Here is a 12,521-nt window from a genome sequence, read left to right on the forward strand (position 1 = left end):
AGAAGTCGCGTAATGCTGCGCGCGTTCCCCCCTCTCTCCTTGCACGGGCCCGCTCTCGCAGGCCCGGTGACGACGCGCAAGACCCGTACGAGGAGAGGAACCGCAGCCATGCACACCGTCGTGGAACGCGAACTCGAGCTGAGGCTCGTCCTGTCGCCCGAGCGCAGCATCCCTGTCCCGGCCCGGCTCACCTACCGGACCGACGACCCGTACGCCGTCCACATCGCCTTCCACATCGGGAGCGAGTACCCGGTCAACTGGACGTTCGCCCGCGAGCTGCTCGTCGAGGGCGTGTTCCGGCCGTGCGGGCACGGGGACGTGCGGGTGTGGCCGACGAAGGTCGACCGCCGCAGCGTCGTGCTGATGGCGCTGAGCTCACCCGACGGCGACGCGCTCCTGGAAGCGCCCGCCGCCGCGGTGTCCGCCTGGCTGGAGCGGACGCTGCGGGTGGTTCCTCCGGGCTCTGAGTCCGAGCGGCTCGGCATCGACGACGGCCTCGCCGAGCTGCTCGCACCCGCCACCGGCCGCACCGACGAGCTGTGGATGCGCGACCCGTGGCCCTCGGACGAGTCCAAGGACGGTGAGTGAGCGCGCGCCGCACGGGGGCGGTCACGCGCATATCGGAGGGAACGCGGATATCAGGGAGTGGCGGGCGTCAGAAGAGCTTGCCCGGGTTGAGCAGGCCGAGCGGGTCGAAGGCCGCCTTGACGGCGCGCTGCATCTCGACGCCGACCGGGCCGAGCTCGCGCGCCAGCCACTCCTTCTTGAGGATGCCGACGCCGTGTTCGCCGGTGATGGTCCCGCCGAGTTCGAGACCGAGAGCCATGATCTCGTCGAAGGACTCGCGGGCCCGGCGGCCCTCGTCGGCGTCCTGGGCGTCGAAGCAGACGGTGGGGTGCGTGTTGCCGTCACCGGCGTGGCAGCAGACGCCGATGGTCAGGTCGTACTTCTCGGCGATGCGCTCGACGCCGGTGAGCATCTCGGCGAGCCGGGTGCGGGGCACGCACACGTCGTCGATCATCGTCGTGCCCTTGACCGCTTCGAGCGCGGTGAGGGAGAGACGGCGGGCCTGGAGGAGGAGTTCGGACTCGGCGGCGTCATCGGCGGGGACGACCTGGGTCGCGCCGGCGGCCTCGCACAGGGCGCCGACGGCGGCGAGGTCGGCGGCGGGGTCCGGGGTGTCGAAGGCGGCGAGGAGCAGTGCCTCCGTCGTCTCGGGGAGCCCCATGTTGGCCATGTCGTTGACGGCCTTGATGGTCGTACGGTCCATGAGTTCGAGCAGGGAGGGGGTGTGGCCGCCCTCCATGATCTTGCAGACGGCTTCGCAGGCGGCGTCCGTGGAGGAGAACTCGGCGGCCAGGACGAGCTGCTGGAGCGGTTCGGGCTTGAGGGCGAGGGTGGCCTTCACGACGACGCCGAGGCTGCCCTCGGAGCCGACGAACAGGCGCGTGAGGTCGTAGCCCGCGACGCCCTTGGCGGTGCGGCGCCCGGTGGACAGGAGGCGGCCGTCGGCGAGGACGACGTCGAGCCCGAGGACGTACTCCGCCGTCACGCCGTACTTGACGCAGCACAGGCCGCCCGAGGCGGTGCCGATGTTGCCGCCGATGGTGCACATTTCCCAACTGGACGGGTCCGGCGGGTAGTAGAGGCCCTTCTCGTTCACGGCGCGCGAGAGCGTGGCGTTGATGACGCCCGGCTCGACGACCGCGATCCTGTCGACGGTGTTGATCTCCAGGATCCGGTCCATCTTGACGAGGGACAGCACGATGCAGTCGTCGGAGGCGTTGGCCGCGCCCGACAGACCCGTGCGGGCGCCCTGCGGAACGACCGGTACGCGCAGCTCGGTGGCGGTGCGCATGACGTGCTGGACCTGTTCGACGGTGCGGGGCAGCACGACGACGGCGGGTGTCCCGGCGTCACAGAAGCTCGCCATGTCGTTGGCGTACGAGGCCGTGACGTCGGAGTCGGTGATTACCGCCTCGGCCGGCAGGCCTTCCTGGAGTCGTTCGACAAGTGTGCGGGTCATGTATCTCAGCGTGGCACTCGATGCCATCCGTGTGAACCAACTGGGCGACGCCCTCCCGCTAGACGGGATGTTGCCGCGATGTGCTCTTCCTATTGACGCACAGTGTCGGCCATGAAGATCGCGGAGATCGAAGAGGAACAGCAGGCTCCGGTCCTGGTTCCCGAGCCGGGACGCAGGCGTCTGCCGCCCCTGGCGAAGCGTGTGCTGATGGCCGCCGTCGCGGGGTCCGTGGTGCTCGGCGGGATCCTGCTGGTGCTGCCCTCCTCGTCGCCCCGCAGCGGTCCTCCGGCGCAGGGTCCCGCCGAGCGGGCGATGCTGGCGGCGGCCGCGGGGGCGGCTCCGCAGCTGTCCGATCTGTCGGTGCTCATCGGTGAGCGCGAGGCGCGTGTGCGGTCTCATCCGCGTGACGGCCGGGCGTGGGCGGTGCTCGGGGCCGCCTACGTGGAGCGCGGCACGCGGACGGCCGACCCCGGGTACTACCCGAAGGCCGAGCGCGCGCTGCGTACGTCGCTGAAGACGCGGCCCACCGGGAACGTGGAGGCCCTGACCGGCCTCGCCCGGCTCGCCGGAGCGCGGCACGACTACGCCGCCGCGAAGGATTGGGGCGAGGCGGCGGTGAAGCTGGCGCCGAAGCGGTGGACGACGTATCCGGCGCTGATCGGCGCGTACGGCGGGCTCGGCGACTACAAGGAGGTGGGCGCGTCCCTGGACACGCTGACCGGGCTGCACTCGGGGCAGGCGGTGATGGCGGAGAAGGGGCAGGTCTACGGGGAGCGCGGATGGCGTGAGGACGCGTACGCGTCGCTGACGGACGCGGCGGCGCTCGCGCCGACGGCCGCCGAGCAGGCCGCCTGTCTGCAGCGGCTCGGTGAGCTGGCGTGGGACCGGGGCAAGCCGAGACAGGCGCTGGACTACTTCGGCCAGGCGCTCGCGGCGGACCCCGGCCACCACGCGTCGCTCGCCGGGAAGGGCCGCGCGCTGGCGTCCCTCGGCCGCACGTCGGAGGCGCTGCGCGCGTACCAGAGTGCCCTCGCCAAGTATCCGCGGCCCGAATACGCCCTGGAACTCGGCGAGTTGTACGAGTCGCTCGGGCTCGCCGGGGCGGCGCGCACGCAGTACGACGTGCTGCGGGCGCGGGTGCGCGCGGACGGGGCGGACGGGGTCGACGACGCGCTCGTGTTCGGGCGGTTCGAGGCGGATCACGGGGATGCGCGGGCGGCGGTGACGCAGTTGCGGGCGGAGTGGAAGCGGGCGCCGAGCGCGTGGACGGCGGACGCGCTGGGCTGGGCGCTGCACCGATCCGGGGACGACCGGGCGGCGCTCGGGTTCCTGAAGCGCTCGACGGACACGGAGCACGGGGGTGTGCGGAGCGCGCTGTTCGCGTACCACCTGGGTGAGGTGGAGCGGGCGTTCGGGCTCGACGGGCCCGCGCGGCGGCACATCGGCGAGGCCCTGCAGCTCAATCCGCAGTTCTCGCCGCTGCTTTCCGGGCCGGCGAAGCAGGCGCTGGCCGCGCTGGGCGACCCGCCGCCCGGGGGCGTCGCGCAGATGGACGAGCCCGGGGATTCCGTGCCCGAGCGTCCCGCGCCCCAGAAGCCGGCTCCCGGCAAGCCGACGACCCCGAGCCCGGCGACCCGCCCGTCCGCCCCGCCGAGGCCGTCGGCCCCACCCCCGGCAGCGGCTGAGCCGTCAACTCCAGGAAGTCCTAAAGCACAGCCGTCCCGATGAGCCCGTTCCGCGTGACCAGGGCGGCCAGTTCTTCCTCGCTGAGGCCGTCCGAGTCCGTGGGGCGCCTCGGCAGGACCATGTAGCGGGTCTCCGCGCTGGAGTCCCAGACGGTGATGTCCACGGACTCGGGGAGCGTCACGCCGAACTCGGCGAGGACGCCGCGCGGGTCGCGGACGACGCGGGAGCGGTACGCCTCGGACTTGTACCAGCCGGGCGAGGGGCCGAGCAGGCGCAGCGGATAGCAGGAGCAGAGGGTGCAGACGACGACGTTGTGGGTGTCGGCGGTGTTCTCGACGACGCGCAGCCGCTGCTTCTGAACTCCCCCGGAGGAGAAGCCGAGTTCACCCACGGCTTCCGCGCCGTCGGCGAGGAGCCGCTCCCGGTAGGCGGGGTCGGTCCAGGCGCGGGCGGCGACCTTCGCGCCGTTCACGGGCGAGGCGCCCGACAGGAATCCGTCGATGACCTCGTCGACGGTGTCCCCGCCGACGATGCCCTTCTCCTCCAACAGGCTTTCCAGGAACCTGACTTGGCGGGAGATCACCGCGTCGTCGTGCGTGCCGGTCATCGGTCGGTCTCCCTCAGGTAGCTCTCCGACAGGTCGAGTACGACGTGGTGGTCGCCCTCGCCCCACAGCTCACGCGCCGCGAACCGGACCGCGTAGATCATCTCGACGGGCGCGTCGTCCCGCCCCTGCGCGCGGACGTCGGCGAGCGGGGCCCGCCCCTCCGGCTCGACGACGACGCCGTGCTTGCCGCGGGCGTAGCGCGGGAGGCGGGTGTGGTGCGGCGGGTCGTGGAGGTACGTGACGACGTGCGCGCCCGGCGCGAAGCGGCCACGCACGGAGTCGTCAGGCATGGTCCAGCGCCCCTTCCTCGATGACGCCCTTGCGTTCGAGGAGCGTGCGGATCGCGTGGAACCAGCGCTCGTAGTACGAGGCCGCGAGGTACTCCTGCGGGGGCATCGTCTCGATGGCGTCCCGGAACTCGTCGAGGTTGAAGCACCCCTTGACGAGGAGTGCGCGCTGGAGCGCGAAGACGCGCGCCTCCCAGTCCGCGTGGAAGGGTTCGGCGTCGTCGCTGATGTCGATGGCGCCGAACCCTGTCATGCCGCCTACGTCGTTGATCCTGGCCATGCGGCCAGCCTACGAGCGCGTTTTAGAGATTGCCGCGCTTTTCCTGCTCGCGCTCGATCGCCTCGAAGAGGGCCTTGAAGTTGCCCTTGCCGAAGCCCATCGAGCCGTGCCGCTCGATCATCTCGAAGAAGACGGTCGGCTTGTCCTGGACCGGCTTGGTGAAGATCTGCAGCAGGTAGCCGTCCTCGTCACGGTCGACGAGGATCTTCAGCTCGCGCAGGGTCTCGACGGGGACGCGGGTCTCGCCGGCCCATTCGCCGAGGGTGTCGTAGTACGAGTCGGGGGTGTCGAGGAACTGGACGCCGGCCGCGCGCATGGTGCGTACGGAGGCGACGATGTCGTTCGTGGCGAGGGCGATGTGCTGGACGCCCGCGCCGCCGTAGAACTCCAGGTACTCGTCGATCTGGGACTTCTTCTTGCCGACGGCGGGCTCGTTGATCGGGAACTTGACCTTGAGGGTGCCGTCCGCGACGACCTTCGACATCAGGGCGCTGTACTCGGTGGCGATGTCGTCGCCCACGAACTCCTTCATGTTCGTGAAGCCCATGACCTTGTTGTAGAAGGCGACCCACTCGTTCATCCTGCCGAGCTCGACGTTGCCGACGCAGTGGTCGATGGCCTGGAACGTGCGCTTGGCCGGGGGCTCGACGATCGGGTCCGCGGGCGCGAACCCGGGCAGGTACGGGCCGTCGTACCCGGTGCGCTCGACGAGGGTGTGCCGGGTCCGGCCGTACGTGGCGATGGCGGCGCGCACGACGGTGCCGTGCTCGTCCTTGGTCTCGTACGGCTCGGTGATGCCGCGGGCGCCGTGCTCGACGGCGTACGCGTACGCGGCCCGCGCGTCGGGGACCTCGATGGCGAGGTCGACGACGCCGTCGCCGTGCTCGGCCACGTGGTCGGCGAGGAACCGGCCCCAGTCGGTCGAGACCTTGATGACGGAGGTGAACACGAAGCGGGCGGCGCCGTTCGTGAGCACGTAGGAGGCGGTCTCGCGGCTGCCGTTCTCCGGCCCTGCGTAGGCCACGAGCTTCATGCCGAAGGCGGTCGAGTAGTAGTGGGCGGCCTGTTTGGCGTTGCCCACGGCGAAGACGACCGCGTCCATTCCCTTGACCGGGAAGGGGTCTGCCTCGCGCGCGGTGTGGGGGGTGGTGGGGTGGATGTTCGCAGAAGTAGCTGCCATGGCCCGAGCGTCTCTCCGGACCACAAGGTGCGCAATAGTTCGCGATTCCTGTGGTCAATCTGCTCAGTGCATGGCCAATATGGCCGGGCGATCTGTACAAGATGACCACTGGGGAGGCCGGCATGGCGATCGATCATCTGGACGGGCAGCTGCTCCTGCTCCTCGCGCGTGAGCCGCGGATCGGGGTTCTGGAGGCGTCCCGGCGACTCGGGGTGGCGCGCGGCACCGTGCAGGCCAGGCTCGACCGGCTTCAGTCGAATGGAGTCATCCGCGGTTTTGGTCCTCAGGTCGACCCGGCGGCGCTCGGCTATCCGGTCACGGCGTTCGCCACGCTGCAGATCCGGCAGGGCCAAGGGCCCGATGTCCGGGCGCACTTGACGACCGTGCCGGAGGTTCTGGAGCTGCACACGACGACGGGCAGCGGCGACATGCTGTGCCGGCTCGTGGCCAGGTCGAACGCCGATCTCCAACGGGTGATCGACCGGGTGGTGGGCTTTGATGGCATCGTCCGGGCGTCCACCGCGATCGTCATGGAGAACCCCGTTCCGCTGCGCATCATCCCGCTGGTGGAACAGGCCTCAGGGGACTCCTGACCGCTCACGGCGTCCGTCCGGGCTAGGTGAGTGCCGGCACTTGCGACTTCCCGGGGACGACCCCGGACCTCCGGCGGGATCCCGGCCGGACGCCGCTCCGGCGCTAGGAGGTGAGGCCCGAGTGAACTTCTGGGACTACATCGGCAACCGCCACCAGCAACTCCTGGCGGACGCCTACCAGCACGCCAGCGCCGTCTTCCAGTGCATGGTCGTCGCGACCCTCATAGGTGTGGCGATCGGCGTCCTCACCTACCGCAGCGAATGGGCCGGCAACCTCGCCACCACCGCCACGTCGTCGATCCTGACGATCCCCTCACTCGCCATGATCGGCCTGCTCATCCCCATCGTCGGCCTCGGCGTCGCCCCGACCGTCATCGCGCTGACCCTGTACGGGCTGCTGCCCATCGTGCGGAACGCGATCGTGGGCCTGCGAGGCGTGGACCCCGCATTGATCGACGCGGCGCGCGGCATCGGCATGTCCCGTGTCGCGCGGCTCACCAAGGTGGAACTGCCGCTCGCCTGGCCGCCGATCCTCACCGGGATCCGCGTCTCCACGCAGATGCTGATGGGCATCGCCGCGATCGCCGCCTACGCGTCGGGCCCGGGGCTCGGCAACGAGATCTTCCGCGGGATCGCGTCCCTGGGCAGCAAGAACGCGCTGAACCAGGTGCTCGCGGGCACGATCGGGATCATCATCCTCGCGCTGCTCTTCGACGCCGCGTACGTCCTCATCGGCCGCCTGACCATCCCGAGGGGGATCCGTGTCTGAATCCGTGCCCGAGACTCCCCCGGCGGCGATGGCCGCCACCACCGGCACCGTCCCCGCCGAGGCCGGAAAGCCCGACGCCACCGCCCTCGCCGCCGGTGCGGGCGCGGGCGGCACGACCGGCGCCACGATCGAGCTGGAGAACCTCACCAAGCGCTACCCGGGAGCCGCAGCCCCCGCCGTCGACAACGTCAGCCTGGAGATCAAGGCCGGCGAGACCGTCATCTTCGTCGGCCCCTCCGGCGGCGGGAAGACCACCCTGCTCAAGATGATCAACCGGCTCATCGAGCCGACCAGCGGCCGCATCAGGATCGCCGGCGAGGACGTCACCGACATGGACCCGGTGAAGCTGCGCCGCAGCGTCGGCTACGCGATCCAGTCCTCCGGGCTCTTCCCGCACATGACGGTCGCTCAGAACATCGCGCTCGTACCGAAGATGGTCGGCTGGCCCAAGGGGAGGATCAAGGCGCGCGTCGAGGAGATGCTGGACCTGGTGGGCCTGGACCCGGCCGAGTTCCGGGGCCGCTATCCTCGCCAGCTCTCCGGCGGACAGCAGCAACGCGTGGGCGTGGCAAGGGCGTTGGCGGCGGATCCGCCCGTACTGCTGATGGACGAGCCGTTCGGCGCGGTCGACCCGATCACCCGCGACCATCTCCAGGACGAGCTGATCCGGCTCCAGCGCGAGCTGCACAAGACGATCGTCTTCGTCACTCACGACTTCGACGAGGCGATCAAGCTGGGCGACCGCATCGTGGTGCTGCGCGAGCGCTCGCACATCGCCCAGTTCGACACCCCCGAGGCCATCCTCACCAACCCGGTCGACGACTTCGTGTCCGGGTTCGTCGGCGCGGGCGCGGCCCTCAAGCGCCTCAACCTCAGCCGCGTACGGGACGTGGAGGTCACCGACTATCCGACGGTCCAGGTCGACGACCCGCTCCAGACCATCTTCGACAAGCTGCGCGACGCGGGCACCAACGAACTGCTCCTGCTCGACCGGAAGCGCCGCCCCTACAAGTGGCTGCGGCGCGGCGACCTGATGCGCGCCAAGGGCTCGCTCGCCCGCGCGGGCACCCTCGTGCACGACACGGTGACCCGGGACGCGACCCTGCGCGACGCCCTCGAAGCGGTCCTGACGGACAACGCGGGGCGGGTCGCGGTCACCGGGCGGCGCGGCGAGTACGAGGGCGTCGTCGACATGGAGACGCTGATGAACTCCGTGCACGAACTCCTCGACGCGGACCGCCTGGAGGCCGTCGAGCACCAGCACGCGCTTGAGGAGATGCGCGCCCACCAGACCCACAAGGAGCAGGAAGGCGACGGGGGGCCCACCGAGTGAACACCCCCAAGTCGCCCGTGGACGAGCGTCCCGACGGCGAGCACGAGGTGAAGGGTGTCGCCTTCCGGGACGAGGGCGAGGCCGAACAGGAGGCGCCCCCGCCACCGGCGCGGGAGCCGCGCCGGATCACCTGGCAGCGGCTCACGTTCCTGCCCGCCGTGGTCGCGGCCGTGCTGCTCGCGACGTGGCTGTGGTTCGAGCAGGCCAGCCTGGACACGATCTCCGAGAACGCCCTGGTGGGCGGCCAGGTGTGGAAGCTGCTCAAGCAGCACATCTACCTGACGGTGGTCTCCACGTTCTTCGTGCTGATCATCGCGATCCCGCTGGGCATCCTGCTGACCCGCAAGATGTTCCGCAAGGCGACCCCGATCGCGCTCGCCTTCGCGAACATGGGCCAGGCCACGCCCGCGATCGGCCTGCTCGCCCTGCTGGTGATCTGGCTGGGCATCGGCCGCCGGTCGGCCCTGATCGGCATCATCATCTACGCGATCCTGCCGGTGCTCTCCAACACGATCGCGGGCCTGAAGGCGAACGACCCCACGCTCCTCGAAGCGGCGCGCGGCATCGGCATGTCCCCGATGGGCGTCCTCACGAGAGTCGAACTCCCGCTGGCCGTACCGCTGATCCTCGCGGGCGTGCGGACGGCGCTCGTCCTGAACGTCGGCACGGCGACGCTCGCCACGTTCGGCGGCGGTGGCGGTCTCGGCGTCCTGATCACGACGGGCATCACCAACCAGCGGATGCCGGTCCTGGTGCTCGGCTCGGTCCTGACGGTGTCCCTGGCCCTGATGGTCGACTGGCTGGCCTCGCTGGCCGAACTCCTGTTGCGTCCGCGCGGGTTGGAGGTACGGGCATGAGGCGTACGTACCGTGTGGCGGCGGCGGCCGGGGTGACCGGGGCGCTGCTCGCCGGGTGCGGGCTGACGAGCGGCAGCCCGCTGGCCGACGCGGTGAACCCGGGGTCGGTCGGCAAGGGGCAGCCCCTCAAGGGAGCGTCCATCACCGTCACGTCCAAGGAGTTCACCGAGCAGCTGATCCTCGGCGCCATGATGGGCATCGCCTTCAAGGCGGCCGGCGCGAACGTGCTCGACCGCACCGGCATCCAGGGTTCCATCGGCGCGCGCGAGGCGATCAAGAACGGTGACGCGGCCGCCATGTACGAGTACACGGGCACGGCCTGGATCACGTACCTCGGGAACTCGCATCCCATCCCGAACCCGCAGGCGCAGTGGCAGGCGGTGCGCGACGCCGACGCGAAGAACGGCATCACCTGGCTTCCGCCGTCCGCGCTCAACAACACGTACGCACTCGCCATGAACGAGGCCAACTTCAAGAAGTACGGCACGATGACGCTGTCGGACGTGGCCGCGCTCGCGAAGAAGGACCCGAAGGCGGTGACGCTGTGCGTGGAGAGCGAGTTCGCCAACCGCGCGGACGGCCTGCCGGGCATGGAGAAGGCATACGGGATGAGCATCCCGACCGGGAACGTCACGCAGATGGACACCGGCATCATCTACACGCAGGCCGCGAAGGGCACGTGCACGTTCGGCGAGGTGTTCACGACCGACGGCCGTATCAAGGCGATGCACCTGCAGGTGATGGCCGACGACAAGCACTTCTTCCCGAACTACAACGCGGCGCCGGAGATCAACACGAAGGCCCTGAACAAGTACCCGGCGATGGCGCAGGTCATCGAGCCGATCACGAAGAAACTCGACAACACGGTCGCGCAGGAACTGAACGCGAAGGTGGACGTCGAGGGCCAGGACCCGCATGACGTGGCCATGGCCTGGCTGGTGCAGGAGGGGTTCGTCACGCAGTGATCGCCCCCCTGAGGGGCTCGGTCAGCAGCTGGGGACGGTGCCCTTGCCGGTGTTCAGGCTGTTCAGCGCGGTGACGGCACCCTTGAGGGTCGTCACCGGGATGAGCCGGAGCCCCTTCGGCGACTCGGCGGTGGCGTCGGAGCACTCCGCCTTCGGTACGAGGAACACCTTCGCGCCGTCGCGCCAGGCCGCCTGCGTCTTGAGCGAGACACCGCCGACGGCGCCGACCGTGCCGTCGGGGGTGATCGTGCCGGTACCGGCGATGGAGCGGCCGCCGGTGAGGTCACCGCCGCTGCCGTTGCCGTCGAGCTTGTCGACGATGCCGAGCGAGAAGAAGAGGCCGGCGCTGGGCCCGCCGACGTCCCCGAGCTGGAGGTTCACCTTCACTTCGGCGGGGTTCTTGCCGAGGTAGCCGAGGGCCGCGGCGGTGGCGGAGTCCTGGGACTTCTTCATCTCGCCGAGGTTGTGCTGCTCGATCTCCTTGCTGGTGTTGCCGGTCGGATACACGGCGTCGCGGGGCATGACGGCCCGGTCCGTACGGAACCAGCTGTCGACGACGTCCCCGAGACTCACGTCCGAGTCGGGCCCCGTCGCCACGATGGTCACCATCCGCAGCTTGCCGGAGGTGTCACGGGTGGGCGCCCCGGAGATCTCGATGACGGGCTTCCCCTTGGAGTCCCCGAGCACATTCGTGGTCGGCCCGGGCTCCGCCACCGCGAAAGGCAGCGGCGCGAACACCGCGACACCGAGCAGAGCGACCACGGGCACAGCACAAACGGCGAGGGCCTTGGGCCGCGAGAGACGAGAGAGAAGCACGAGCCCAATCTAACGCGAGGGTCAGGAGAGCAGGATGCGGCCTATGGGGCCCCGTAAGGGGCGCGGGGAACTGCGCAAAAAACCCACGCTCCCCGCACAAACACAGACGTCAACGCAACGCGTCCGCCACTTCCTGCGCAGCATCAAGAACCCGCGGCCCCACCCGCTCAGGGACGGAGTCCGAAAGCATGACAACCCCCACACTCCCCTCAAGCCCGGTGACCCCGACCAATGGCGCAGCCGCCCCGCAGGCCCCGGCCTCAAGCTCCCCGTGCGTCAGCGTGAACCCCGGCTCAGGCACCAACCCCTGCCGCGCAGCGAGAATCGCCCGCCCCGCCGCCCCGCGGTCGAGCGGATGCCGGAACCCCGCCCGGTACGCCACGTGATAGTCCGTCCACGTCGGCTCGACGACCGCGACGGCCAGCGCCTCCGACCCGTCGACCAGCGTCAGATGCGCCGTCGCCCCGATGTCCTCGGCGAGAGAGCGCAGCGCCGGCAGCGCGGCCTCCCGTACCAGCGGATGCACCTGGCGGCCCAGGCGCAGCACGCCGAGTCCGACCCGCGCGCGTCCGCCGAGGTCACGGCGGACCAGGGTGTGCTGTTCGAGCGTGGCGAGCAGGCGGTACACGACCGTACGGTTGACGCCTAGTTTGTTGGACAGCTCGGTGACCGTCAGGCCGTGGTCCGTGTCGGCCAGCAGCTTGAGGACTCGCAGTCCCCGGTCGAGCGTCTGGGAGGTCTCCGCGGTCACGACGCCCACTCCTTAGTGGTGATCGACCCGGGGCTTCGGAGTTTCCCGGGCGGAGGCGCATAACGCACCGATTGCGCTCCGAGGCGGCTCTGCCACGGGGCGTGTGCGTGACCGGGAATGTAGCGAGGTCGTCCCGCTCAGCGGAAGACTGCGTCCAGAATCCGGGCAGTAACTGTCCCGGGATGTCCCGATCACCCCACTTCAGGGGGTGATGCGGACGGAGCGTGCACGACCTCTCCACGTAGAGCGCACGCTTCCCGTCGCTCCGGGTGCCGCCGGTCGCGAGGCCCACACAACGCCACCGCGAGCCGGACACGCGCCCGTAACGTCACCCGTCCCCGCCCGGAGGGGTCACGTCAGCGCACGGACGA

The 12,521-nt window shown here is 70.2% G+C and carries 14 protein-coding genes; 7 read left to right on the forward strand and 7 right to left on the reverse strand.

Annotated features, from left to right (window positions below; all coding sequences use genetic code 11):
• Positions 1 to 108: 108 nt before the first annotated feature.
• Positions 109 to 588 carry an SsgA family sporulation/cell division regulator gene (locus tag ABZ893_RS18380; RefSeq protein WP_361404290.1) on the forward strand — a complete coding sequence of 160 codons (480 nt, stop codon included), beginning with the start codon at positions 109 to 111 and terminating at the stop codon, positions 586 to 588.
• Positions 589 to 655: 67 nt separating this feature from the next.
• On the opposite strand, the gene ABZ893_RS18385 is transcribed toward ABZ893_RS18380, so the two are convergent.
• Positions 656 to 2,026 (reverse strand): FAD-linked oxidase C-terminal domain-containing protein, encoded by a 1,371-nt coding sequence (locus ABZ893_RS18385; RefSeq protein ID WP_361404293.1) that lies wholly within the window; start codon positions 2,024 to 2,026, stop codon positions 656 to 658.
• Positions 2,027 to 2,137: 111 nt separating this feature from the next.
• On the opposite strand from ABZ893_RS18385, the gene ABZ893_RS18390 reads away from it, so the two are divergent.
• Entirely contained in the window at positions 2,138 to 3,754 is a 1,617-nt protein-coding gene (locus tag ABZ893_RS18390; protein ID WP_361404296.1) for a tetratricopeptide repeat protein, read from the forward strand.
• Here the strand turns inward: ABZ893_RS18390 and nthA are convergent.
• From nthA to hppD, 4 genes are read right to left on the reverse strand one after another with little or no spacing between them, the layout of a single operon-like run.
• Positions 3,732 to 4,319 (reverse strand): nitrile hydratase subunit alpha, encoded by a 588-nt coding sequence (gene nthA / locus ABZ893_RS18395; RefSeq protein ID WP_361404299.1) that lies wholly within the window; start codon positions 4,317 to 4,319, stop codon positions 3,732 to 3,734. The two genes, ABZ893_RS18390 and nthA, sit on opposite strands and share 23 nt — an antisense overlap.
• Positions 4,316 to 4,609, reverse strand: coding sequence for an SH3-like domain-containing protein (locus tag ABZ893_RS18400; RefSeq protein WP_361404302.1), 294 nt, complete (start codon positions 4,607 to 4,609; stop codon positions 4,316 to 4,318). The genes nthA and ABZ893_RS18400 overlap by 4 nt, the downstream gene beginning before the upstream one ends.
• Positions 4,602 to 4,886, reverse strand: a complete 285-nt coding sequence (locus tag ABZ893_RS18405) for a hypothetical protein (RefSeq protein ID WP_361404305.1) — start codon at positions 4,884 to 4,886, stop codon at positions 4,602 to 4,604. The genes ABZ893_RS18400 and ABZ893_RS18405 overlap by 8 nt, the downstream gene beginning before the upstream one ends.
• Positions 4,887 to 4,908: 22 nt before the next feature.
• The gene (gene hppD, locus ABZ893_RS18410) at positions 4,909 to 6,066 is read right to left on the reverse strand and encodes a 4-hydroxyphenylpyruvate dioxygenase (RefSeq protein WP_361404308.1); all 1,158 of its coding nucleotides are present in this window, start codon (positions 6,064 to 6,066) and stop codon (positions 4,909 to 4,911) included.
• A 122-nt stretch (positions 6,067 to 6,188) separates the two neighbouring features.
• Between hppD and ABZ893_RS18415 the strand changes: the two genes are divergently transcribed.
• The 5 genes from ABZ893_RS18415 to ABZ893_RS18435 all read left to right on the forward strand — a co-directional run bounded on the left by ABZ893_RS18415 (position 6,189) and on the right by ABZ893_RS18435 (position 10,583).
• On the forward strand, positions 6,189 to 6,659 hold the full coding sequence (locus ABZ893_RS18415) for an Lrp/AsnC family transcriptional regulator (RefSeq protein WP_361404311.1): 471 nt from the start codon (positions 6,189 to 6,191) through the stop codon (positions 6,657 to 6,659).
• Positions 6,660 to 6,780: 121 nt separating this feature from the next.
• Positions 6,781 to 7,428, forward strand: coding sequence for an ABC transporter permease (locus ABZ893_RS18420; protein WP_361404313.1), 648 nt, complete (start codon positions 6,781 to 6,783; stop codon positions 7,426 to 7,428).
• Positions 7,429 to 7,456: 28 nt separating this feature from the next.
• Positions 7,457 to 8,761, forward strand: a complete 1,305-nt coding sequence (locus ABZ893_RS18425) for a betaine/proline/choline family ABC transporter ATP-binding protein (RefSeq protein ID WP_361404609.1) — start codon at positions 7,457 to 7,459, stop codon at positions 8,759 to 8,761.
• Entirely contained in the window at positions 8,758 to 9,618 is an 861-nt protein-coding gene (locus tag ABZ893_RS18430; RefSeq protein ID WP_361404316.1) for an ABC transporter permease, read from the forward strand. Before ABZ893_RS18425 ends, ABZ893_RS18430 begins: the two co-directional genes overlap by 4 nt.
• On the forward strand, positions 9,615 to 10,583 hold the full coding sequence (locus ABZ893_RS18435; protein ID WP_361404319.1) for a glycine betaine ABC transporter substrate-binding protein: 969 nt from the start codon (positions 9,615 to 9,617) through the stop codon (positions 10,581 to 10,583). The genes ABZ893_RS18430 and ABZ893_RS18435 overlap by 4 nt, the downstream gene beginning before the upstream one ends.
• A 21-nt stretch (positions 10,584 to 10,604) precedes the next feature.
• Here the strand turns inward: ABZ893_RS18435 and ABZ893_RS18440 are convergent, their stop codons facing one another.
• Both ABZ893_RS18440 and ABZ893_RS18445 read right to left on the reverse strand, forming a co-directional pair.
• A complete protein-coding gene (locus ABZ893_RS18440) occupies positions 10,605 to 11,399 on the reverse strand; it encodes a S16 family serine protease (RefSeq protein WP_361404322.1) in 795 nt (264 codons plus the stop codon).
• A gap of 109 nt (positions 11,400 to 11,508) precedes the next feature.
• The gene (locus ABZ893_RS18445; protein WP_361404325.1) at positions 11,509 to 12,150 is read right to left on the reverse strand and encodes a helix-turn-helix domain-containing protein; all 642 of its coding nucleotides are present in this window, start codon (positions 12,148 to 12,150) and stop codon (positions 11,509 to 11,511) included.
• Positions 12,151 to 12,521: the final 371 nt, after the last annotated feature.

It is taken from the genome of Streptomyces sp. NPDC046821 (assembly GCF_040645335.1).
Taxonomy (GTDB): Bacteria; Actinomycetota; Actinomycetes; order Streptomycetales; family Streptomycetaceae; genus Streptomyces.